The 21,256-nt window shown below is 63.0% G+C and carries 21 protein-coding genes, 1 other RNA gene and 1 riboswitch; of the genes, 7 read left to right on the top strand and 15 right to left on the bottom strand.

Annotated features, from left to right (window positions below; genetic code table 11):
* Positions 1–58: 58 nt before the first annotated feature.
* The 10 genes from Q3Y64_RS12620 to btuB are packed head-to-tail and all read right to left on the bottom strand — an operon-like array spanning position 59 to position 10,499.
* Positions 59–841: an ABC transporter ATP-binding protein gene (locus tag Q3Y64_RS12620; protein WP_303562339.1), complete on the bottom strand. Its 783-nt coding sequence runs from the start codon at positions 839–841 to the stop codon at positions 59–61.
* Positions 838–1,812 (bottom strand): iron ABC transporter permease, encoded by a 975-nt coding sequence (locus Q3Y64_RS12615; protein ID WP_303562337.1) that lies wholly within the window; start codon positions 1,810–1,812, stop codon positions 838–840. The genes Q3Y64_RS12620 and Q3Y64_RS12615 overlap by 4 nt, the downstream gene beginning before the upstream one ends.
* Positions 1,809–3,365 (bottom strand): cobyric acid synthase, encoded by a 1,557-nt coding sequence (locus tag Q3Y64_RS12610; RefSeq protein WP_303562335.1) that lies wholly within the window; start codon positions 3,363–3,365, stop codon positions 1,809–1,811. Before Q3Y64_RS12610 ends, Q3Y64_RS12615 begins: the two co-directional genes overlap by 4 nt.
* Complete coding sequence (locus tag Q3Y64_RS12605; RefSeq protein ID WP_303562333.1) at positions 3,352–4,020, bottom strand: HAD family hydrolase; 669 nt, start codon at positions 4,018–4,020, stop codon at positions 3,352–3,354. The genes Q3Y64_RS12610 and Q3Y64_RS12605 overlap by 14 nt, the downstream gene beginning before the upstream one ends.
* Complete coding sequence (gene cobD, locus Q3Y64_RS12600) at positions 4,017–5,009, bottom strand: threonine-phosphate decarboxylase CobD (protein WP_303562331.1); 993 nt, start codon at positions 5,007–5,009, stop codon at positions 4,017–4,019. Before cobD ends, Q3Y64_RS12605 begins: the two co-directional genes overlap by 4 nt.
* Entirely contained in the window at positions 4,993–5,901 is a 909-nt protein-coding gene (cbiB, locus tag Q3Y64_RS12595; RefSeq protein ID WP_303562329.1) for an adenosylcobinamide-phosphate synthase CbiB, read from the bottom strand. Before cbiB ends, cobD begins: the two co-directional genes overlap by 17 nt.
* Entirely contained in the window at positions 5,898–6,695 is a 798-nt protein-coding gene (locus Q3Y64_RS12590; RefSeq protein WP_101940897.1) for a cobalamin-binding protein, read from the bottom strand. Before Q3Y64_RS12590 ends, cbiB begins: the two co-directional genes overlap by 4 nt.
* Entirely contained in the window at positions 6,692–7,990 is a 1,299-nt protein-coding gene (locus tag Q3Y64_RS12585; RefSeq protein WP_303562328.1) for a cobyrinate a,c-diamide synthase, read from the bottom strand. The genes Q3Y64_RS12590 and Q3Y64_RS12585 overlap by 4 nt, the downstream gene beginning before the upstream one ends.
* 28 nt (positions 7,991–8,018) lie before the next feature.
* Positions 8,019–8,633, bottom strand: coding sequence for a cob(I)yrinic acid a,c-diamide adenosyltransferase (gene cobO, locus Q3Y64_RS12580; RefSeq protein WP_101940899.1), 615 nt, complete (start codon positions 8,631–8,633; stop codon positions 8,019–8,021).
* Between the two features lie 48 nt (positions 8,634–8,681).
* On the bottom strand, positions 8,682–10,499 hold the full coding sequence (gene btuB / locus Q3Y64_RS12575; protein ID WP_101940900.1) for a TonB-dependent vitamin B12 receptor: 1,818 nt from the start codon (positions 10,497–10,499) through the stop codon (positions 8,682–8,684).
* A gap of 109 nt (positions 10,500–10,608) precedes the next feature.
* A riboswitch (cobalamin riboswitch) is annotated at positions 10,609–10,834 on the bottom strand.
* 23 nt (positions 10,835–10,857) lie between these two features.
* Here btuB and Q3Y64_RS12570 point away from each other — a divergent pair.
* From Q3Y64_RS12570 to Q3Y64_RS12550, 5 genes are all read left to right on the top strand, one after another.
* Entirely contained in the window at positions 10,858–11,097 is a 240-nt protein-coding gene (locus Q3Y64_RS12570) for a hypothetical protein (protein WP_216821635.1), read from the top strand.
* The gene (locus tag Q3Y64_RS12565; RefSeq protein WP_101940901.1) at positions 11,094–11,393 is read left to right on the top strand and encodes a cell division protein ZapA; all 300 of its coding nucleotides are present in this window, start codon (positions 11,094–11,096) and stop codon (positions 11,391–11,393) included. Before Q3Y64_RS12570 ends, Q3Y64_RS12565 begins: the two co-directional genes overlap by 4 nt.
* 97 nt (positions 11,394–11,490) lie before the next feature.
* A non-coding RNA gene (gene ssrS, locus Q3Y64_RS12560) (6S RNA) lies at positions 11,491–11,673 on the top strand.
* Positions 11,674–11,795: 122 nt separating this feature from the next.
* Entirely contained in the window at positions 11,796–12,263 is a 468-nt protein-coding gene (locus Q3Y64_RS12555) for an EVE domain-containing protein (RefSeq protein ID WP_303562327.1), read from the top strand.
* Positions 12,264–12,923: 660 nt separating this feature from the next.
* Positions 12,924–13,127, top strand: a complete 204-nt coding sequence (locus tag Q3Y64_RS12550; RefSeq protein WP_101940903.1) for a hypothetical protein — start codon at positions 12,924–12,926, stop codon at positions 13,125–13,127.
* A gap of 131 nt (positions 13,128–13,258) precedes the next feature.
* On the opposite strand, the gene Q3Y64_RS12545 is transcribed toward Q3Y64_RS12550, so the two are convergent.
* The 5 genes from Q3Y64_RS12545 to Q3Y64_RS12525 form a co-directional block, all read right to left on the bottom strand.
* Positions 13,259–14,563: a DcaP family trimeric outer membrane transporter gene (locus tag Q3Y64_RS12545; RefSeq protein WP_101940904.1), complete on the bottom strand. Its 1,305-nt coding sequence runs from the start codon at positions 14,561–14,563 to the stop codon at positions 13,259–13,261.
* Positions 14,564–14,603: 40 nt separating this feature from the next.
* Positions 14,604–15,356, bottom strand: coding sequence for an amino acid ABC transporter ATP-binding protein (locus tag Q3Y64_RS12540; RefSeq protein ID WP_101940905.1), 753 nt, complete (start codon positions 15,354–15,356; stop codon positions 14,604–14,606).
* A 5-nt stretch (positions 15,357–15,361) separates the two neighbouring features.
* A complete protein-coding gene (locus tag Q3Y64_RS12535) occupies positions 15,362–16,117 on the bottom strand; it encodes an amino acid ABC transporter permease (protein WP_101940906.1) in 756 nt (251 codons plus the stop codon).
* A gap of 62 nt (positions 16,118–16,179) precedes the next feature.
* Complete coding sequence (locus Q3Y64_RS12530) at positions 16,180–16,947, bottom strand: ABC transporter substrate-binding protein (protein WP_101940907.1); 768 nt, start codon at positions 16,945–16,947, stop codon at positions 16,180–16,182.
* A gap of 188 nt (positions 16,948–17,135) precedes the next feature.
* On the bottom strand, positions 17,136–17,291 hold the full coding sequence (locus Q3Y64_RS12525; RefSeq protein ID WP_158239129.1) for a hypothetical protein: 156 nt from the start codon (positions 17,289–17,291) through the stop codon (positions 17,136–17,138).
* A 293-nt stretch (positions 17,292–17,584) separates the two neighbouring features.
* On the opposite strand from Q3Y64_RS12525, the gene Q3Y64_RS12520 reads away from it, so the two are divergent.
* The gene (locus tag Q3Y64_RS12520) at positions 17,585–18,508 is read left to right on the top strand and encodes a LysR family transcriptional regulator (RefSeq protein ID WP_303562326.1); all 924 of its coding nucleotides are present in this window, start codon (positions 17,585–17,587) and stop codon (positions 18,506–18,508) included.
* Between the two features lie 106 nt (positions 18,509–18,614).
* Positions 18,615–21,251: an EAL domain-containing protein gene (locus Q3Y64_RS12515; RefSeq protein ID WP_303562325.1), complete on the top strand. Its 2,637-nt coding sequence runs from the start codon at positions 18,615–18,617 to the stop codon at positions 21,249–21,251.
* The last annotated feature ends 5 nt before the right edge of the window (positions 21,252–21,256 follow it).

Raw genomic sequence — 21,256 nt, 5'->3', positions numbered from 1 at the left:
GGGTTACGCAAAAAGCCGCTAACCCACCCTAAGAGAACCTGCACGCGCTTCAAAATATTCATACGGAATTTTCCAGGTCGACGCGGAACCAGCGCGCATCATTTTCTTCGCGCAGACTCACCGGCACACCGTAGGCGGCGCTCAATTGTTCGGTGGTCAGCACGTCCTCGCGCCGCCCATGCACCGCACCGCCCTTACCATCGAGCAGCAGGGCGTGGGTGGCGAGTGTCCAGGCCAGATTCAGATCATGCACAGCGGCTAGCACCATGCCGCCCTCTGCGGCCCAGGTCTTGAGGCGCGCCTGCAGCAGGGCTTGGTGCGACCAGTCCAGATGCGAGCTGGGCTCATCCAGCAGCAGCAGCGGCGCGCCCTGCGCGCAGGCGGTAGCCAGCGCCACACGCTGACGCTCTCCGCCGGAGAGCATGCGCACATCGGTATCGGCCAGATGGCTGACGTCGAACTCGGTGAGCCAGTGGCGTGCCCTGCTTTCCACCGCACTGGCGGATTGCTCGGGTTGCAGCGCGAAGAGCGCACAGGCCACGGTTTCCCAGGCACTCACCGGGAAGGGATCGAGCCAGAACTGCGGGCACCAGGCGCGTTGTTTCGCCAGCGCCTCACCCGGCCAGTCGGCCAGCGGCTTGCCCTGCAAGAGGATGCTGCCAGCATTGGGTGGCAGCAGCCCGGCCAGCGCAACGAGCAGGGTGGACTTGCCTGCTCCGTTCGGCCCCAGCAGTACCCAGCGCTCACCCGGGTTCATCGACAGGGAAAGGTCGCCGATCAGCACGCGGCCATCCGGCTTGCCGCCGGCATTGAGGCGTAGTTTTTCCAAACGCAGACTCATGCACGCCTCCGCAAGAGCAGCATCAGGAACAGCGGCACGCCCACGCTGGCCGAGATTACGCCCACCGGCAGCTGGGCCGGGGCGATCACGGTGCGTGCCACGGTGTCGGCGAGCACCAGAAACACGCCGCCGAACAAGGCTGAGAAAGGCAGCAGGACCTTGGCATGGCGCAGGCCGGTGAGGCGCACGATGTGCGGCGCAACCAGCCCGACGAAGCCAATGCTGCCCGCCGTGGCGACCGCCGCGCCGGTGGCGAGGCAAGCTGCGAAGATGGCGGTGCGGCGGCGCTTGGCGACCGGCACGCCCAGCGTCCACGCCCAGGCATCGCCGCGCGCGATCCAGTCCAGCTCCTGCGCGCGCGGCCAGGCCAGCAGCAGGGCAATGCCCACCGCAGCCCATACCGGCCACCACAGCGCGGCGCCATTCAGATCGCCGAGCAGCCAGAACACGATGTTGCGCAGCTGGAAGTCATTCGCCATCGAGAGCATGAAAGACACCATTGCGCCGCAGGCCGCGCCGATCATCACGCCCACCAGCAGTACGATCACCGTGCCGGGCTGGGCGCTGGGGGCGAGGCCGCGACCCATGCTGCGCCAGGCCAGCGCGAAGACCAGTGTCATGGCGCCGAGCGCGCCGAGCACCGCGCCGATTTCCGGCGCCAGCAGCATGCCCGCCGGGGCGAGCAGCAGCATCAGCAGCGCGCCGACCGAAGCGCCGCTGGTCACGCCCAGCACATGCGGGTCGCCGAGCGGATTGCGCGTCACCAGCTGAATCAACGCACCGGCCAAGGCGAGGGCCGCACCGGTGCCAAAGGCGGCGAGTACACGCGGCACGCGGATCAGCCACAAGATCTCCTCGCTTGGCCAGCCCCAGCCGGAGGAGCCCGAGAGCAAGCCCAGCAGCAGCGCGGCCGGCACGCCTACGGTGGCGAGCAGCAGGGCGAGGGTCAGCGGTGGCGGCTTGAGGGTCATGCGCGGCGCTCCAGAAGCGCCATCAGCTTGTCTGTGTCCATGAATTCCTCAATCGTGTCTGCTAGCCGTTCGATGCTTGCATCACGCAGTGCCGCAATGTCCGGCGACTTCGCTTCACTCAGGCCCGCCCAGGCGAGGAGTGCATCGCAGGCGGAGGGCGAATCGAAGAGGCCGTGCAGGTAAGTGCCGAGAATCTGATTGTCATCCGAGATGGCGCCGTCCGGTATGTAGCCTGGATGCCACGCAGCGGAATCAGGGGTTTCTCCTGCGTCCGATTCCGGATTCCGGCCTTCGGCCTCCATCCGGGCTACACGGCAGGCTGGGCGTTCAAGTGCCGGGCCGGCCGTGACACCGGCGTGGATTTCGTAGCCGCGCACCGGCTCATTGCCAAGGCTCAGCGAGCCTTGCACATTGCGTAGCTGCTTCTGCGGTGCAAGCGTGGTGCGCATTTCCAGATAGCCCAGTCCGGAAGCTACGCCCGGCAAGCCTTCCAGACCTTCCGGGTCGGTGATCTCGGTGCCAAGCATCTGAAAGCCGCCACAGATGCCGATCACTTTGCCGCCGTAGCGCAGGTGTTTGGCAATCGCCGTGTCCCAACCCTGTGCGCGCAGGAATTCGAGGTCCGCACGTACGGCCTTGGAGCCGGGCAGGACAATCAGATCGGCGGACGGGATGGTTTCATCCGGGCCAATGAAGCGGAAGTCGATTTGCGGGTGCAGGCGTAGAGCGTCGAAATCGGTGTGGTTCGAGATACGCGGCGTAACCGGCACAATCACGCGCAGGCGCTGACCTGCGCCAGTCGGAGCGACGACATCGCGCGCAATCGCGTCTTCGGCTTCCAGCTGCAGGCCGTGCAGATAGGGCAGCACGCCGAGCACGGGCTTGCCGGTGCGCTCTTCCAGCCAGTCCAGACCACTCTGCAGCAGGGCGATGTCGCCCCGGAAGCGGTTGATCACGAAGCCCTTCACGCGAGCTTGCTCGGTTGTGGAGAGCAGATCGAGGGTGCCGACCAGATGCGCGAACACGCCGCCACGGTCGATATCCGCCACGATAATCACCGGGCAATCCACCGCCTCGGCGAAGCCCATGTTGGCGATGTCATTCGCGCGCAGATTGATCTCGGCGGGCGAGCCGGCGCCTTCTACGATCACCGCCTTGTACTGGCTGCACAGGCGGGCAAAGGAGTCGAGTACGGCAGCTTGCGCGGTGGCTTTGTAGGCGTGGTAATCCAGTGCATCCATGTTGCCAATGGCATGGCCCTGAATGATCACCTGCGCGCCGACATCGGTATTCGGCTTGAGCAACACCGGGTTCATGTCGGTGGTCGGCGCAATGCGGCAGGCCATGGCTTGGGCGGCCTGGGCGCGGCCGATCTCGCCGCCATCCGCCGTGACGGCAGAATTGAGCGCCATGTTCTGCGGCTTGAAGGGTGCGACGCGTACGCCTTTGCGTACGAGCCAGCGGCAGATCGCGGCGACCACGGTGCTCTTGCCGGCGTCCGAGGTGCAGCCTTGCACCATCAGGCTGTGGGCTGTGGGCTTACTGGATGACATCGAGCACCTCGGTGAGTCGAGTGACGCGTGCGACGTAGGCCGGGGCGTGCTGCGGCGCCCAACTGACATGCCGTTCGATCCAGATCGGCTTCATGCCGAGCGCTGCCGGGCCGAGCACATCGTTGACCGGGCAGTCGCCGATGAACCAGCTTTCAGTGGCGCTGACGCCCAGCATTGCCATGGCATGCTGGTAGATCTGCGCGTCGGGTTTCTTGCAGCCGAGTTCGCCGGAAATCACGGCGACATCGTTCCACGGGCGTAGCGCAGTGTTGTGAAGCTTGGCGCGCTGGCTGATCGAGGATCCGTTGCTGACGATGCCGACGCGGAAGCCGCGTGCGGCCAGTGTATCGAGTGTCTGGACGGCGTCCGGGAAGAGCTGGGGTGCACGCCAGGCTTCACTGCGGATGCGGGTGATCAGGTCTTGCGGGCTGATGCCCGGGAGATGTTCGGCGCAGAGGGATGTGAAGCGCTCCGGGCCAGGGGCGCGGCCATTGTCATCGATCAGGATGAAGTGTTCGATGAACTCAGTCATGCCGAGTTTTCGCACCAGGCCCTCTTGCCAGAGCTGCGCTGCAAATTGACGCAAGCCGGCCTGACGATCGACGAGCGTTTCGTCCAGATCGAAGAATACGGCTCCGCGGCTGGACACGCTCATGGCATGACCTCATTGAGTACGGTTTCAAGCTTCTGCCACTGCGTTTCATCCCCTGGCAGGCCGAAACGCAGACCACCATCGAAGGCGCGAACCAGTACGGCGCCTCGGGCGAAGGCAGTGAAGAGTTCGCCGGCCAGCGGCGTGGGTACCCAGCGGAACAGCGCGCAACCTGAGGGGCTGTGCAGGCCGTGCGCACTCAGCAGGGCGGCGAGGCGTGCGCTGGCGGCAGCGAGTTGTGCTGATTGCTCGGCATGCCAGGCGGGGTCGGCCAGCGCGCGTTGGGCTACCCAGCGCGCCGGGCCGCTGACGGTCCACGGGCCGAGGCGTTCGGCCAGCTCATCCAGCAAGCGATCTTCGGCGGCGATGAAGCCGCAGCGGATGCCGGCGAGGCCCCAGAATTTGCCCAGTGAGCGCAACACGATCAGCCCTGGCTGACGTGTGTCGCTCAGCACGCTGATTTCGGGCGTGGCATCGATGAAGGCTTCATCCACCACCAGCAGGCCACCGCGAGCGGCGAGGCGTGAATGCCATTCGCGCAGCGTGGTGGGTGGCACGATGCGGCCGGTGGGATTGTTCGGGTTGGTGAGCAGCAGCACGTCGAGTCGTTCGATGGCCTGCGCGGCATCGGCATAGTCGATGAGTTCGACCTGATGCCCGGCGCCATGCCAGGCCTTGAAGTGCTCGGCGTAGCAGGGCGAAAGGATGCCGACGCGACGCGGCGTGAACAGCTGCGGCAGAGTCTGGATCGCCGCTTGCGAACCGGCCAGTGGCAGCACGCGCTGACCGCCGAAATAGGCGAGGCTGGCCATGGCGAGGCCGTCATCCTCCTCCGGCAGGCGGCGCCATACTTCGGCAGGCAGGGGCGGTACCGGCCAGCCCAGTGGGTTGATGCCAGTGGAGAGATCCAGCCAGTGTTGCAGCGGAATGCGGAACTCATGCGCGGCGGTGCGCAGGCGGCCGCCATGCGTAAGCTTAGAGGAAGTGAGCAAGAGCATCCCCCAAGCCTATCACCAGCATCCAGAGCCATAGGCTGCGTGCAATCAGGTCCAGTGCGCGCGGGATGTCGCGCCCCTCGGCAGGCCGGCCCGCGCCGAGCGCTGGGCGCTCTTCGATGATGCCCTCGTAGATGGCGCTGCCACCCAGCTGCAGGCCCAGGCTGCCTGCGCCAGCGGCCATCACCGGGCCGGCGTTAGGGCTGCTCCATGAGCCGGCCTGGGCGCGCCAGCTGGCAAGCGCGCGGCGAGTCTGGCCGAGCAGGGCGTAAGTCAATGCGGTGAGGCGTGCGGGAATCAGGTTGAGCCCATCATCGATACGCGCGGCCACTTTGCCGAAGCGTTCGAAGCGCGCATTGCGATAGCCCCACATGGCGTCCAGCGTATTGGCAAGGCGGAACAGGATCACGCCGGACGCGCCGGCGATGGCGCACCAGAAGATCGCGCCGAAGATGGCGTCGTTGCCATTTTCGAGCAGGGATTCGGTGGTGGCACGGGCGATCTGCTCTTCGTTCATCTGCGCGGTTTCGCGGCTGACCAGATAGCCGGTGCGGCGGCGTGCTTCTTCCAGGTCGCCGTGCTGCAGCGCCTGCGCTACATCGCTGCCATGCTCGGTGAGGGCGCGGGCGCCCAGCGCGAAGTAGAGTGCGATGCCGTCCATGATCCAGCCATACGGGGTTTTGTTCAGCCACGCGGCTACCAGCGTGAGGGGTGCGACGAGCAGTGCCCAGCCCAGCGCACCGCGCAGGATGCGCGCGCGGCCACTGTTGAGGCGCTTTTCGAGCCAGGCTGCCGCGTTGCCGAAGCCCACCAGCGGATGCCAGCGCGGCACTTCGCCGAAGAGGCGGTCGAGCAGCACGCCGAGCAGGATGGACAGGCTGATGCTCATGCGTGGCGCTCCGCCCAGCGCCGGATGATGGTGGCGAGCTGGTGCAGACCATCGGTGAGCGCAGCCGGGCCGGGCTGCAGGATGTCGCAGGATCTGATCTCGTGCAGCTGGCCGTTGCGTACAGCAGGCACGGCGTTCCAGCCGGGGCGCCCCAGCACCTGCTCGGGCTGGAATTTCTTGCCACACCAGGATGCGATCAGAATATCCGGCGCACGGCGGACCACTTCGAGTGGGTCGGCAATGATGCGCTGCTTCGCTGACTTGTGCTGCTTGAGCTCCGGGAAGCATTCTTCGCCACCGGCCAGCACGATCAGCTCGGCGACCCAGCGGATGCCGGAGATCAGTGGCTCGTTCCATTCCTCGAAATACACGCGTGGCTGGCGCGGCAGGCGGGCGGTTTCCTGTGCGATCCTATCCAGCCCCGCACGTAACTCGGCTACCAACGCCGCGGCTTTGTCCGGCACGCCAGCCAGCGCGCCCACGGTGTAGATCGTGGCGAGAATTTCCTCGATGCTGCGCTGATTGGTGATCAGCACGTTCACGCCGCTGCGGATCAGCTGCGAAGCAATGTCAGCTTGCAGGTCGGAGAAGCCGATGACCAGATCTGGCTCCAGGGCGAGAATCTTGTCGATCTTCGCGCTGGTAAAGGCCGAGACTTTGGGCTTCTCCTTGCGGGCCCGCTCGGGCCGCACGGTGTAGCCGGAGATGCCGACGATACGGGCCTCCTCGCCGAGTAGATAGAGCGTCTCGGTGGTTTCTTCCGTCAGACAAACGATGCGTTGGGCGCCGCTCATGCCGTGAACAGCGCGGCGACCGCTTCCGGGTTGGAGGGAAAGTAGAAGTGGATGTAGCTCGCGGTGGTGCGGCCGACGCGATAGACGGCCTCCGTTGTCGGTCCGCCATTCGGATTCGTGCCGGTGGCAATCGGCGTCAGTGGTGTTTCGCTGCGGGAGTAGTGGAAGCTGTGGCCGCGCAGGCTGCCTTCGGGCAGGTCGATGGCTTGCAGGCCCAGTGCGGCGAGTTTTTTCTGCATCAGCGCGGCGCCTTCGAGCAGGCCGAAGCCGGCGTACATGGCGCCATCGCTGGTCACCAGAGTCTCGAACAGGCTCATCATGCCGCCGCATTCGGCGAGCAGAGGTTTGCCGGCCGTGCTGTGAGCGAGTAATGCAAGCTGCATGGTGGTGTTGGCAGCGATTTTCGCCGCGTGCAGCTCCGGGTAGCCGCCGGGCAGCCACACGGCATCGCAGTCCGGTAGCGCTTCATCATGCAGCGGCGAGAAGAAGCTGAGCTCCGCGCCGAGCGCACGCAAGGTGTCGAGATTGGCGGGGTAGGTGAAGCAGAAGGCTTCGTCGCGGGCGATGGCGATGCGCTTGTTCTGTAGGGCGGGCTTCAGTCCGCCAGGTGCGACTGACGTCGCACTTGCGGATGCCGCTGCCGCGTCCCATTCCAGCAGCAGCGAGGGGTCGAAACGCAGCGCAGCGGCGGCGTGGTCCAGCTTGGCATCCAGATCAGCCAGCTCGGCAGCGGGCAGCAGGCCCAGATGGCGTTCCGGCAGGGTGATCGAGGCTTCGCGCAGCAGCCAGCCCAGCCCAGGAATGTGCGGCGGTAGTGATTCGAAGAGCATGCCGGCATGGCGTTCGCTGCCGACACGGTTGGCAATCACGCCGGCAAATTCCAGATCCGGCTGGAAGCTGGCGAGGCCATGGGCCAGTGCGCCGAAGGTCTGGGCCATGGCGCTGCCGTCAATCACGGCCACAATCGGCAGATTGAACGCGCGTGCCAGATCGGCGCTGGAGGGCTTGCCATCGAAGAGGCCCATCACGCCTTCAACCAGGATCAGGTCAGCTTCCTGTGCAGCCTGCGCGAGCTGGGCGCGGCAATGCTCAAGGCCACCCATGAAGAGATCTAGCTGGTAACAGGGCGCGCCGCTGGCGACCTGGTGAATCATCGGGTCGAGAAAGTCCGGCCCGGTCTTGAACACCCGTACGCGCTCGCCCCGGCTACGCGCCTGACGAGCCAGGGCAGCGGTAACGGTGGTCTTGCCCTGGCCGGAAGCCGGCGCAGCAATCAGGAAGGCGCGGCAAGTCATGTAGCGTGTTCCGTCGAGTAAGGATTCATCACCATTCCACCCCCGGCATGGCCTTCACGCCGGCGTGATAGGCGTGTTTGGTGAGGTCCATGGTGGTGACGGTGTCGGCTATCTCGATCAGGCCCTCCGGCGCAGCCCGACCGGTGATGATCACATGCTGCATGTCCGGCCGGCTCATGAGTTCGCGGCTGATTTCGTCCAGCGGCAGCCAGCCGTATTTGAGGGTGTAGGTGAATTCGTCGAGGATCAAGAGATCGATTGCCGGGTCGCGCAGATAAGTCACGACCTGTTGCCAGGCTGCGCGGGCGGTGGCTTTGTCCTGCGCATCGTTCTGGGTGTCCCAGGTGAAGCCATCGCCCATTACATGCCATTTGACGCTCGGATGCTCGCGGAAGAAGGCTTCCTCGCCGGTATCCGAGCGGCTCTTGATGAACTGCACGACGGCACAGTTCATGCCGTGTCCGAGCGCACGGGCGAGTACGCCGAAGGCTGCACTGCTCTTGCCCTTGCCGTTGCCGGTATTGACCAGCAGCAGGCCGCGCTCTTCATCGGCAGCTGCGATATTCGCGTCGATGATGGCTTTCTTGCGGGCCATGCGCGCCAGGTGGCGGGCTTCGCGTTCGTTGTGGGCGGCTTCGCTCATGTTCTCTCCTCGGGCGCAGCCGGCGGGTGCCGGCTGCGGGTAAGCACTTTACTTGGGTTGATAGCGCAGGGTCAGCCAGGCACTGGTACCCGCCTGGTTATAGCCATACGCCGTCTGGTAGTTCTTGTCGAACACGTTCTCGAGGCGGGTCTGGGCGCGCCAGTCCTTGTTGAGTGCGTATTCGGCACGCAGATCGGTGGTGGCATAGCCACCCAGCTTGACCTTGTTGGCAGCATCGTCATAACGCGAGCCGACACCGTTCAGGCTGGCGCCGATGCTCCAGGCGCCGAGCTGGTGGTCTGCGTCAAGACGGCCGAACTGGCGGGCTCGGCGCACCAGCAGATTGCCATCGGTACTGCTGCCGGATTGATCCTGCGGATTCTGCAAGGTGGCACTGGCGGCCAGCGTGGTGTTGCCGAAGTGCTGCTTGGCGCCCAGCTCCAACCCGGTGATGCGGGCCTTGGAGACATTGCTCGGGATCCAGATAGCCGAGCCGGTGCTGATCGGTGCCCAGGCAATCAGGTTGCTGACCTCCGTGCGGAACAGGCTGGCTTCCCAGCTGAAGCCGCCGGTCTTGCCGGAAGCACCAAGTTCGCTGCTGCGTGATTTCTCGGGTTGCAGATCCGGATTGCCGGCACCCGGGTAGTACAGGTCATTGAAGCTCGGTGCCTTGAAGGCCGTGCCATAACTGGCACGCAGTCGCAGGGCGGGGGTGAAGGTGTAACCCAGCGCGAGGCTGCCGGTATTGTGATGGCCATACTGTTCGTTCTTGTCGTGACGCCCGGCAACTTGCAGATCGAAACGGCCGATGTCGGCCAGATACTGCCCGAACACGGCCTGATTGACGCGGCTATCCAGCGCGTAGCTGGTACTGCTCAGCGCTTCGTCATACAGGTAGTCGTAGCCGCCGACCAGCTGGTGGCCTTCGGCCAGGGTGAAATCGTTCTGCCAGCTGGCTTGGCTGCGGCGTGTGTCGAAGCGCGAGGAGAACTTGTCATCCTTGAAATTCTTGGAGGCATCCAGGGTCTGAGCCAGCTTGAAGGACGTGGTGTAGCGCTCACTGGCCGCCCAGCGCAGATTGCCAGCGTAGAGATCCTGTTGCAGATCGGTAACGTTCGGATTGCCGTCATATTCATTGCGACCCTCGGTGTGCAGGGCCTGGGCGTCGTAACTCAGGTTTTCACCGATGCGGCCGCCGCCGCGCACATTCACTGTGCTGCGTGTGTAGCCGTCACGATCCGATTCGGGTGCGCTGCCGCCATCCTTGACGTTGATGCCGCGCGTGGTAAGGCCTGATGCGCCGAGGTTAAGCCAGGCGTCCGGCGAGCCGAAGCCGCCGGCAGCCGAGCCCTCGAAACTGTGGCGCGAACCGCCAGTGAGGCTCAGGCTGGTGGGTTGCACGCCCTTTTTGGTGAAGATCTGGATTACGCCGCCGATGGCTTCCGAGCCATACAGGCTGGCGCGCGGGCCGCGTACGAGTTCGATGCGCTCGATTTGTTCGATCGGCAGATCTTGCAGTGCGGTGCCGCCACTGGTGGCCGAGCCGACTTTCACGCCATCGATCAACACCAGGGTGTGATCCGAGTTGGTGCCGCGGAGGAACAAGGAGGTCGTCTTGCCGGGGCCGCCGTTATTGGCGAACTGCACGCCGGGCAGACCGCGCAGCAGATCCGGCACCGAGCGGGCCTGTTGCTGCTCGATCTCCTTGCGGGTGATGACGCTGACCGAAGTGAGGGTTTCCTCGGCGCTGCGCGCCACGCGGTTGGCGGTGATCACCACTGGCGCGAGTTCGGTTTCCTGAGCCAGCACAGGATGGGAGAGGGCCAGCAGCAAGGCCGCCGGCAGGGTTTTGTGAGTGAAATTCAAGACAGACTCCTTCCGTGCCGCCCGCACGGATCATAGACAGGGGCGGGGCGTCGGGAAGGAGAAAACGCGGAACGTGAGGGAGCGGTTCCGGTCACCGCCCTCCGCGATGCGCCTCGAATACGCTTCGGGCCGGTCTCCGGACTCGCGAGTGAAGAAAACTCTTCCGACACAACGCCTTCCCGTGCAAAAGCACAGTGGCTGCCTGCTGCGTCTTGACTCGCTTACCGTTGCGGGGGCAGTGCCGGAATGGCAATATCCTGTGGATACGGCGCACCGGCTTCCCGTTTAATCCGCACCAAGGGCATGGGGCGGACACCTGAAGCAGCGCGCATTTTAGCCGAACGGCAGGTGCTTTGCGTTGACCGGTTTTGCTGCGCAGCACTACCATCAGCAGATGGATGCCGAACTCACCAGTCTCGAAACCCGTCTCGCCACGCTGCTCGCCGAGTACAAAGGCCTGCACCTCGAAAACCGCGAACTGACTACTCGCGTGGCCACTCTGCAAGCCGAAAACAAACGCCTCGGCGAGAAGGTGGCGGTGGCAACGGAACGCGTTGAAGCGCTGCTCAAACGTCTGCCGGTCGAGGATGAAAAATGAGCGAAGCCGTGAAGATCCAGATTATGGGCCGTGAGTACCAGGTATCGGTCAAGCCCGATGAGCGTGAAACGCTGCAGGCGGCGGTGGAAATGGTCAACGCGAAGCTTCAGCAACTGCTCGGCAAGAACTCATCGGGCAGCGAATCCACTGCCGTGATGTGTGCCCTGATGATTGCGCATGAGGCCGTGGTGGCTCAGCGCACGGCAGGCTTGGACATGCCTTCCTATCAGCGTAGAATCGAGGCCATGATCCGCCAGATCGATCAGGCTTCAATGAAACAGGAGAAGCTTTTCTGAGCGGTTTGTGTAGTCAGGATATGTCCTCACAGCGCAGTGACTGATCCTGGCCGATAAAGAATTCAAGGACGGCCGAAACAAAGGCGGTCCGGCAAGTTTTCCCCTGCGGTGTTCGTTTGAGCCTTAAGCTCCTTGAACCAATGTCTACGCGACATGGTTGTCGGCCCACCAAGCCGCTGTTGTGAGCGCCCCTTATGCCGGGCGCACCTGAAGCGGCCGGGTAGATGACCCCCTGAACCCAGGTTCAGGAATACGGCTCGACGGCACATGCGGGGGACCCAACAAAGGCGCGAAGCTTCCGGCTTCGCGCCTTTTCATTTTTCCGGGCCGCCGCCGGGTGACTGGCCTCTCTGGACCGGCTGGCGGCACAATGCGTGAATCAGGTTTCTTGCCGAGGGAAGCATGCGCTACTGGTTGATGAAGAGCGAGCCGGACGATTGCAGCATCGACGATCTGGCCGCCATGCCGCAACAGACGGTGGCGTGGCACGGCGTACGCAACTATCAGGCGCGCAACTTCATGCGCGACTCCATGCGCCCTGGCGATCTGGCCTTCTTCTACCATTCATCCTGCCCTAGGCCCGGGATCGCTGGCATTGCACAGGTGGCGAGTCTGGCCTATCCGGATGCCAGCCAATTCGATCCGGCCAGTCGTTTCTTTGATCCGAAGTCCGTGCCCGAGCAGCCACGCTGGCTCAATGTTGATATGCGTTTTGAGCGCAAGCTTGAACTGATTCCGCTGCTTGAGTTGCGCCGTCATGCGGAGCTGGCAAAAATGCGCCTGCTTCAACCCGCCAGTCGTTTGTCGATCACGCCAGTCGCCCCCGAAGAGTGGCAATTCATTCTGGCGACACTGGCGCGGGATGCCTGAGCACGAGTCCGTTTTGCTGATGGAAAGCCCCCTGGGCAAGTGCCCAGCTAAGAAAGCGCAGGGTGTTTGAAATGGAAACAGGGGCTTATACCCTAGGGTGTAAGGGTTTTCCCTTATCTATTTGATTCTATTGGTGTTGTTACGGCGCGACGATAAAAAAGTTTTAAGCCAAAAAAGTATTTTGATACACCCATAAGTCGCAATGATGTGTAAGAATTCTTCTCACCACGGAGTCAGCTCCGCGACCGCAAGGCGCCAGGGCACACCGGGGAGAGTGAGGAGACAGGGCGTTCCGTCAGAGAATGCCTTATATGGAGCGCGCCACGGGCAGCTGCTCCTGGTAGCAGCGAGCAGCCGGGCCCCGGGGGGCCCGGTTTGCCCGGTCAGACGAATTTGGCCCTTAGCTCAGCTGAGCTTGGGGCAGGTGACCGAGGGGGTCACAAGAAGGGGGAGGGAAATCCGCGATTCGGATTTCCTCAATTTGGGACGGGAAGTCACGGCGTGACTTCCCGTTTTTTTATGTGCGTCTTGCGGCGTGCCAGGAAGTGTTATGCCGAGACCTGCAGAAACCCCTATTCGCAAACCCTGATAAATTTTTCCTCATCTCCTGCATAGGATGAAGCAAGGCCGGTTTTCCGCTTCAACTACAGGAGGTTCATCATGGCTGCCATTGCAAGCGCTCCGCTGCCGGTGCTGAAACACGAGACTTTTCATAGTGACAATGATCGCGAACACGATGGTTTGGAGGCTGAGCTCGCGCCGGACTTCGATCGTGGAAGGATTCTGGAAGACCTGATTGTGGGCGAGCATGGGCGCGCCGAGGAAGAAGGCATGAAGCTGTTGCTCAAGGGCGGCATGATCTGAACCGTCTGCTCTACGCAGGACTTAGGGTTTGTGGTTGCCGTTCTTGGCATCGCGCTGGCCCTGAAAAAGAAAAGCCCCCGGAACCCGGGGGCTTTTTCCTTGCTGCGGGCCGGTGAGTGGCCCCGCCAGGATTAGTTGCCGAAGCTGTAGGTCGCAGCGAGGTTCAGGCGCGGTTCGGTACCGCTCTGGCCGTCCAGCGTATCGCGGTGGGAGAGCATGAACTCACTGCCCAGCTCGATGTTGGCCACCGGGTTCCACAGCAGGCCGATGCTGCCGCTGCGGATCGAGCGGTTAAGGGTGCCCTTGCCGTTTTGGTTGGCGTACTCAACGTAGTTACCGTTGTAGGTACGTTGCTGACCGTAAGCGAGCGTCGAGCGCAGGGTATCGCTGAATTTGTGTTGCAGCGAAAAGACCATGCCCAGTTCGCGCGGCAGGTAAACCTTGCTGGTGGCCGAGTCGGCGATAGCACCAACGGATTCGTTGAAGAAGCGGCCCATGCCTTCGCCGTAGCTGAAGCTGGTCAGGAAGGCGGTGCTGTCGGTGATCTTGAACGAGTTGCCGAGGCCGAGGCCGTAGCCGCGCTTGGCGGCGCTGGTGACATCGCTCTTGATGGCGTTGTCAGTGGTCAGGCCGCGCACGGCGATGTGGCCCCAGTCGAAGGCACGATCCCAGCGCAGGACCAGATCCGGCGTGCGCGAGATGTTGTCGCCGCTGTCCTTGCCTGTACCCTTGGTTTCGAGTGCGGCGATGAAGTTGCCAGCGCCAGCGGTGGCGTAGGTGTAGCGGATTTGCGGCTGACGCAGCGAGGTGTTGCCGGTCGGGCCGTTGAAGTCCACCACATCCGGGCTGGAATCCAGGTCCATGAAGGTGGACCAGGTCTGGCCGAGCAGCCAGCCACCCACTTGGCCGTAGGCGTGACGCAGGCGCATGGTGTTGGAGTCGGTGTAGAAGTCGCCTTCAACCTTGGTTGTGAGCGAGCCCAGCGCGGTCGGCGTGAAGGCTTCGAAGCCCAGGCGCGAAACGTTGGCGAACATATAGGTTTCGTTCTTGCGGGCAGCGTCCGCCGTGCCGTTCAGGGCGATGTTGGGCTGATAGGCTGCGTAGTCGCCGCCGTTGCTGCGGTTGTTACGGCCACCGAAGTTATGCACCGCATCGAGGCGGGCAAAGCCGTACAGGCGCACCGAAGTCTCTTCGCCGGCACGACGCGTCGAGCCGGGGATGTCGCCCTTCATGACCACTTCCTTGCTCTGAGCTTCGACCTGATTGGCCAGATCCTGGCGCTGCTTGGCTTCGGCAGCCTGGCTGGTCTTGAGATCAGCGATCTGCTTCTGCAGTTCAGCGATCTGCTTTTCGAGCAGATCAAGCTTGGTATCGGCGGCGAAGGAAGGAAGGCTCAGTGCTGCGGCGACGGCGCCGACAAGGATGCGTTTTTTCATGGATTCACACTCACTTGATGGTTGAAAGGACGGGCAAAGCTCATGCTGCGTGCTTGATCTGCTTCAGGAAAGCCTGGGCACGCGGGTGATTCGGGGCAGAAAAGAACTGTTGCGGGTCTGTACTTTCTTCTACGATCTGGCCGTGATCGAAAAAAATCACACGGTCAGCTACTTCTCGGGCAAAGCCCATTTCGTGGGTCACGATCAGCATGGTCATGCCACTTTTCGCGAGATCCCGCATGACCAGCAGCACTTCGTTAACCATTTCCGGGTCCAGCGCCGAAGTAGGTTCGTCGAAGAGCATCACCTTGGGTTGCATGGCGAGTGCGCGGGCAATTGCGACACGCTGCTGCTGACCGCCTGAAAGCTGGCTCGGATATTTATGAGCATGCGCTGAGAGGCCTACCCGCTCTAGCAATTCCAGTGCCACTTGCTCGGCTTTGGCGCGACTCCATTTGCGCACCCGGCGTGGTGCCAGGGTGATGTTGTCCAGCACGGTCATGTGGCTGAACAGGTTGAAGCTCTGGAAAACCATGCCGACTTCCGTACGCACGGCGTCGATGTGCTTGAGGTCGTCGTCAAGCAGGATGCCGTCGACCGTGATGCGTCCGGCATCGTGCTTCTCCAGATGATTTATGCTGCGGAGCAGGGTGGATTTGCCGGAGCCGGAGGGGCCGATGATGCAGACCACTTCACCTTCGCGGAAGGTGACCGAGACGTCATTGAGGGCAGTGAAGCTGCCCCAGCTCTTGCGGACGTTTTCGACTTCGATGATCGGTTTGCCGTTGCGCATGGTGCTTAGCGTTTTCCGACAGCCAGCTTGCGCTCGAGCGCCGCGGCGAACTGGGTGAAGGTGGTGGTGAGCAACAGGTAGATGGCTGCCACGGTGATGAATACAGGGACGGGCTGAAAGCTCTCGGCCTGGACGCGCGAGCTGACCATCGAAAGTTCCACCACGCCGATGGCATAAGCCAGCGAGGAATCCTTGAGTAGGGCCACCATGTTGTTGGCCAAGGGGGGCAGTGAGATGCGCACGGCCTGTGGCAGCACGATGTCCCAGAAGGTGTATAGCGCACTCAGACCCAGGGAACGGGCGGCTTCTACCTGACCATTCGGAACGGCGTTGATCCCGGCGCGAATAACCTCAGCGTTGTAGGCGCCGACGTTTAACGAAAGCGCAATGACGGCCGTCCAGAATTCCGACAGCTGGAGCTGCGGCGCAATCGCGGGCAGGGCGAGGAAGAAGAACAGGATCTGCAGCAGCAAGGGTGTGCCGCGGATGATCCAGACATAAAGGTCGGCAATCCAGCGCAGTGGGGGAAGGTGTGAGCGTTTGCCAAGTGCCGTGAGTACGCCCAGCACAATGCCGAAGAAGCAGGCCCACAGGGTGAGCTGGATGGTGGTCAGGGCGCCTTCAGCGAACTGGGTCGCGGCCGGGCCGATGGGGTCCGGCAAGGCGGCCAGTGGCAGGGCCATCAGCCACAGGATGAGGCCGAGACCGATAACGGAGCCGGCAAGGATCAGCGAGTCGCGATCTTTGAGTTTATGGATCATGTTCTCAACAAGTCGGCGGGCATCGCAAGGATGCCCGCGGTGTCAGCGAAAGTGCACGAAGTTTAGTTCGTGCAGCTGATGTCTTCCTGGAAGTACTTTTCCGAGATCGCTTTCAGCGTGCCATCAGCCTTGATCGCAGCCAGACCCTTGTTGAGTTGCTCGTGCAGTTCGTTATTGCCCTTGCGGTGAATCATCGAGACGCGCTCGACGAAGACCATATCGCCGCCCTTGATGCCTTCAGCAGCATTCTTGGCGAGTGCGTTCTTGGCAACGAAGCGATCGGTGATCCAGGCGTCCACGCGACCACCCAGCAGGGCTTGAAGTGCGTCGGTGTCCTTCGGATAGGTCTTGACCTCCTTGGCGCCGGAAACCTTCTTGGCGGCTTCAGCGTAGGTCGTGGCGAGTTGCACGCCAAGGGTCTTGCCAGTGAGTTCAGTGGCCTTCAACGGGCCGCCGGCCTTGGCCACGATCTGGCCACCGGAGCAGTAGTGCGGTGTGGTGAAGTCGACCGACTTGGCGCGCTCTTCGGTGTAGCCGTGGCTGGCGATGGCGACATCGAAGCGATCCTGGCGAATGCTGGCGATCAGGGCGTCGAAAGCCAGGGCGCGCCATTCAAGCTTGAGGCCTAGCTTCTTGGCGACGGCTTCCATCACATCGATTTCATAACCGGTGAGACGCGAGCCTTGGAAATAATTGAACGGAGGGTAAGCGCCTTCACTGGCGGCGATCAGCGTGCCGGATTGTTTGACGGCTGCCCAGTCGCGGGCTTGCACGCCGGTGGCGGCACAGACGAGGCCGAGGGCCAAGGCGAAGGTGTGGATCGCGCGCATGAGCTTTTCTTACTCCGGAATAGTTGAAAAGACGAACCAAGGGTGTACGCAATGGTATGGAAAACGCAGAACGCTGTCCATGCGTGAAACTAATACCTTGGTTCTATACCGGGTATGTCAAAAAACACATAAAAAATCCCGCCCGGAGGGGCGGTCGACGCTTGGGGCCACAGTATCGAGCATGCCGCCTAAAGGCCATATTGTTCGTGGTAGACGAACACGCCTAGAGCGGCCAGCGCATACGGTGCCAGCGTGCTCAGGATGGCCACAAGGATCTTGCGGCTGCGGTCCGAAAGGGTGAAGTGCAGTCCATGCGGGATGTGGACAGGATGGGCGAGTTTCATGGTGATCTCCTTGAATTCTGGCGTGCGCGGGCTTTCCTGCAGGGGCAAGATGGCGCATGAATGGGCCGTACGGGCGAGTCGCGCGTCAGCGCGACGGCTCGGGGCACATGGCTCGGGCGCGACGGCCTGAGCTGCGGGGAGGGCTCGCAAGGAGACAGCGGAAAGCAGCCGGGCGCCTTGCGTTTGTCCCGCTGGAAATGCGGTTTGACATGGGGTCACCTCGTTCAAGTGCTTGAACTATAGGTGCTGATCTGGTCGAATGGGCTTAATTCATTGTTCGGAAATATTGAATAATGCGGGCTCTCAAGCATTTTTCTGAATTGCAGACCTTTCTGGCGGTAGCTGAGCTGGGGTCCTTTTCGGCGGCGGCCAAGCGACTCGGACTAGCCCGTTCGACCGTCAGTACCCAGGTGCAGGCGCTGGAGCGGGCCCTGGGGCTGGCGCTGTTTCACCGCACCACACGGCATGTTTCGCTGACGGCCGATGGTGAGCGTTACGCGGCACGTGCCGGGGTGCTGGTGAGCGGGCTGGAGGAATTGACTGCGGAGTTCTCGCAGCGGGCAGGGAGGGTCGCCGGGCGCCTGCATGTGCAGATGACCGAGTCGATTGCCAATACCTTGGTGCTGCCGCGGATGGCGGAGTTCCTGCGTGCCTATCCGGATCTCGCGCTGCGCATCTCACTCTCCGAGCGCGCGCCGGATCTGGCGGCTGAAGGCATTGACGTGGCCCTGCGCCTCTCGGATAACAAGGACTCGGCCTATCGTTACAAGCGTTTCGGCCAGGTGAGTTTCGTGATGGCGGCGAGTCCGGCCTATCTGGCGCGCTTTGGTGTGCCGCGCCATCCGAACGACTTGTTGCGTCACCAGACTATCGATTTCTTCGATGCCGATGCCGGGCGAGCCATCGATTACGTGCTGGTGAAGGGGCGTGAGGAAATCAGTGTGACGGCCGATGGTGACCTGGCGGTGGATAACGCACGTGCTGGCCTGACTTGCGCCCTGGCTGGGCTGGGCATCTATGAGGACTTCGATTTCCTGCTGCGCCCGCACCTGCAGGAGGGAAAATTGGTGCGTGTGTTGCCGGACTGGCGCCGCCCCGGTCCTGCGGTGCTGGCCCTGTATCCGGGGGGGCATCAGAACTCGGCGCCGGTGCGGGCCTTCCTGAAATTTCTCGACATGGTGCTGAGCCCCGCCTTGAAGGGGGGCGGTGTTGCCTGAACCCCACGGCCTGTGTGGCGGCCTGACCGCATTGTTGCGCTGCGCAGGGGGCGCCCGACGGGATCGGTTATTGTTCGCCCTGACTCCAAATTGAGCCGCTCTTCCCATGCCCGGAAAACTCAATCGCAGTGCCCTCTTGATTCTCGCTATCGCCGGCTTCCTGCTGCTCAGCCTGGGGGGCTGGGTGGCCTGGTCCGGCGTACGCACTGATGTGGACGGCATGAATCAGCGCGCGGTGCCGGCGCTGATCGCGGTGACTGACATCAGCACCGACTACCGTGAATTGCGCGCCGTGCTGCAGGGGATGGCGCAGGAGCCTGATGCGGGAGAGCGTGAAGCCTTCCGGGAGCGCTATGAGCGCGATCTGCTGCACCTGCAAGGCGGGCTGGCGGCCCTGCGTGGTTTGGGCATGAGCAGCCCGGCACTTGATGAAGTCACCGAGGCCTATCAGCAAGCCGCCGGCAGGACGGCCATGGTGGCCATGACTGGCCAGCGCGATGCTGCCAATGCCCTTGTGTATAGCAGCTTGATTCCGGCCGAACGCCAGTTGCAGGCCTATATCGACGAGATCCGGCGTGAGGTTCAGGCGCAGCAGAAGGCGGTGGCCAAGAGCCTTAGCCTCGGCGGCTTCAAGTTGCTTGCCTACAGCATTGCCAGTCTCTGTCTTGGGCTCGGGTTGTGGATGTTGCTGGCGCCGCCGGTGGCGGTACTGGTGCCGGCCGGTCACGATGTGTTGCTGTCGCGCGAAATCGCTGCGGTGCTGTATGGCTACACCGGCAGCGTGGTGCCGGCCTCGCTGGTGACTTCGGCGGCGCTGGTGACGGTCTTCCTGGGCCATCCTGAACGCATCATGCTGTATTGCTGGTGGGCTGTATCGCTCGGCGTTCTGACGGCCCGCACCACGGCTTACCTGCGCTGGCACGCGGTGCGCGACACGGATTTCGACGGCCCGACCGCGATTCGCCATTTCAGTGCCGGGGCCTTGGCCATGGCACTGGTGTGGGGCTGTTTTCCGGTGCTGTTCTTTGCCGAGGCGAGCGCCCTGCAACGGATAGCCATGGCTTTTGTGTTTGCCGCCATGGCTGGTGCGGGTGCGGCGGTACTGGCGCCTTTGCGGCGGATCTCGCTGCTCTATCTGTCCCTGATGCTCCTGCCCCAGGTGCTGCTGTTTGCGGCCGAAGGCAGCCGCCTTGAGGTGACTGTGGCGGTACTCAGCATGGGCCTGCTAGTAATGCTGGCCGCCTCGGCCATGGCGGCACGCCAGACCACGCTCTCGGCGCTGCTGCTGAGCCGTGAGAACAAGCGACTGGCGGAAGAATCGGTGTTGCGCCAACTGGAGCTGGAGCAGTTGAACACCACCCTTGAGGATAGGGTGCATGAGCGCACCATTCAGCTCGAAGTCGAGATGGATGCACGTGAAAGCTATGCCGATCAGCTCAAGGAGCTGGCCTTGCACGACCCGCTCACCGGGCTGCTCAACCGGCGTGCGCTGGCGGGCCGGATGGATGAGGTGCTGGCAAGGGCGGCTGGTATCGGCATGGGCGTGCAGGTGCTGTTCATCGACCTGGACCGCTTCAAGGACGTGAATGACGTGCAGGGCCATTTTGTGGGCGATCAGGTGCTGATCGAGCTGGCCCAGCGATTGCGCCGTACCCTGCCGGAAGCTGCTGTGGTGGCACGCTGGGGTGGGGATGAATTCGTGGTGGTGGTGCCAGCGCCGGCTGGGCTGAATCATGCCGGCGGCATCCGGGCCGCAATCATGGAGCCGGTGCGGGTGCGCGATCACGAAGTGCGGCTGGATGCCAGCATCGGCATCTCGCTGTTCCCCGAGCAGGGGACTGATGTGGATGTGCTGGTACGCCAGGCTGATGTGGCGATGTACCAAGTCAAGCTCAAGGGCCGCTCCGGCGTGCAGCTCTACGATCCGGCGATGGGCGACAGCATCCGCCGCCAGCATGAACTTGGCCAGGCTCTGCGCGAGGCGATGGCGCATGATGCGCTGAGTCTGGTGTTTCAGCCGGTGGTGCCGGAAGTGGCGGGCCATGTGCTGAAGATGGAGGCCTTGCTGCGCTGGGAGCATCCGGTGCGCGGCGTGATTTCACCGGCCGAATTCATTCCGGTGGCCGAGGATGGTGGCCTGATCGGCCCGCTCGGGCGCTGGGTGTTGTTCCGCGCCTGCCACGAAGCGCTGGCCTGGAGTGGTGATACGGTGATTGCAGTGAATGTGTCGGCGCTGCAGGTAATGTCCGGCGAATTGCTTGGTGACGTGGCCGATGCCTTGCGCGAGACGGGCCTGCCGCCGCACCGGTTGGAGCTGGAGCTGACCGAAAGCGTTTTTGCACACGATTTCGGGGCTATTTCGCGTGTCCTTGGCGCCTTGCGCGAAATGGGCATCCGTATCGCCATCGATGATTTCGGTACGGGCTACTCCTCGCTGTCCTACCTCTACCGCTTGCCGATCGATGCGATCAAGATCGACCGCAGCTTCGTGCGCGATTCCGAACACACCGGCGACCAGATGCTGCGCGCCATTCTCGGTATGGCGCGTGGTTTTGGTTATGGCGTGGTCGCTGAGGGGGTGGAAACCGAGTTGCAGCGGGACATGCTGTTGGGCATGGAGGTGGATTTCATTCAGGGCGCCTGCCATGCGCCGCCGATGCTGCCGGAGGCCGCGGTCGAATGGACGCGCAACTACACCCTGAATGCGCGCAGCGCAGTGCGCCCACTTGGCAAGGTGGCCTGAGTCGA

This window comes from Uliginosibacterium sp. 31-12, from assembly GCF_030548425.1.
GTDB classification, from domain to species: domain Bacteria; phylum Pseudomonadota; class Gammaproteobacteria; order Burkholderiales; family Rhodocyclaceae; genus Uliginosibacterium; species Uliginosibacterium aquaticum.
Note: the sequence above shows the minus strand (reverse complement) of the source record. Positions and strands in the feature narration are given on the sequence as shown.

What these genes read in the sequence shown, in the direction of transcription:
- Q3Y64_RS12590 (WP_101940897.1), bottom strand. Translation starts at nt 6,695, where the DNA reads ATGAGCGGCGCCCAACGCATCGTTTGTCTGACGGAAGAAACCACCGAG.
- Q3Y64_RS12605 (WP_303562333.1), bottom strand. Translation starts at nt 4,020, where the DNA reads ATGAGCGTGTCCAGCCGCGGAGCCGTATTCTTCGATCTGGACGAAACG.
- cbiB (WP_303562329.1), bottom strand. Translation starts at nt 5,901, where the DNA reads ATGAGCATCAGCCTGTCCATCCTGCTCGGCGTGCTGCTCGACCGCCTC.
- Q3Y64_RS12535 (WP_101940906.1), bottom strand. Translation starts at nt 16,117, where the DNA reads ATGATCCATAAACTCAAAGATCGCGACTCGCTGATCCTTGCCGGCTCC.
- Q3Y64_RS12620 (WP_303562339.1), bottom strand. Translation starts at nt 841, where the DNA reads ATGAGTCTGCGTTTGGAAAAACTACGCCTCAATGCCGGCGGCAAGCCG.
- Q3Y64_RS12540 (WP_101940905.1), bottom strand. Translation starts at nt 15,356, where the DNA reads ATGCGCAACGGCAAACCGATCATCGAAGTCGAAAACGTCCGCAAGAGC.
- Q3Y64_RS12525 (WP_158239129.1), bottom strand. Translation starts at nt 17,291, where the DNA reads ATGAAACTCGCCCATCCTGTCCACATCCCGCATGGACTGCACTTCACC.
- Q3Y64_RS12555 (WP_303562327.1), top strand. Translation starts at nt 11,796, where the DNA reads ATGCGCTACTGGTTGATGAAGAGCGAGCCGGACGATTGCAGCATCGAC.
- Q3Y64_RS12530 (WP_101940907.1), bottom strand. Translation starts at nt 16,947, where the DNA reads ATGCGCGCGATCCACACCTTCGCCTTGGCCCTCGGCCTCGTCTGTGCC.
- Q3Y64_RS12585 (WP_303562328.1), bottom strand. Translation starts at nt 7,990, where the DNA reads ATGACTTGCCGCGCCTTCCTGATTGCTGCGCCGGCTTCCGGCCAGGGC.
- Q3Y64_RS12545 (WP_101940904.1), bottom strand. Translation starts at nt 14,563, where the DNA reads ATGAAAAAACGCATCCTTGTCGGCGCCGTCGCCGCAGCACTGAGCCTT.
- Q3Y64_RS12615 (WP_303562337.1), bottom strand. Translation starts at nt 1,812, where the DNA reads ATGACCCTCAAGCCGCCACCGCTGACCCTCGCCCTGCTGCTCGCCACC.
- Q3Y64_RS12520 (WP_303562326.1), top strand. Translation starts at nt 17,585, where the DNA reads ATGCGGGCTCTCAAGCATTTTTCTGAATTGCAGACCTTTCTGGCGGTA.
- Q3Y64_RS12515 (WP_303562325.1), top strand. Translation starts at nt 18,615, where the DNA reads ATGCCCGGAAAACTCAATCGCAGTGCCCTCTTGATTCTCGCTATCGCC.
- cobO (WP_101940899.1), bottom strand. Translation starts at nt 8,633, where the DNA reads ATGAGCGAAGCCGCCCACAACGAACGCGAAGCCCGCCACCTGGCGCGC.
- Q3Y64_RS12565 (WP_101940901.1), top strand. Translation starts at nt 11,094, where the DNA reads ATGAGCGAAGCCGTGAAGATCCAGATTATGGGCCGTGAGTACCAGGTA.
- Q3Y64_RS12610 (WP_303562335.1), bottom strand. Translation starts at nt 3,365, where the DNA reads ATGTCATCCAGTAAGCCCACAGCCCACAGCCTGATGGTGCAAGGCTGC.
- Q3Y64_RS12550 (WP_101940903.1), top strand. Translation starts at nt 12,924, where the DNA reads ATGGCTGCCATTGCAAGCGCTCCGCTGCCGGTGCTGAAACACGAGACT.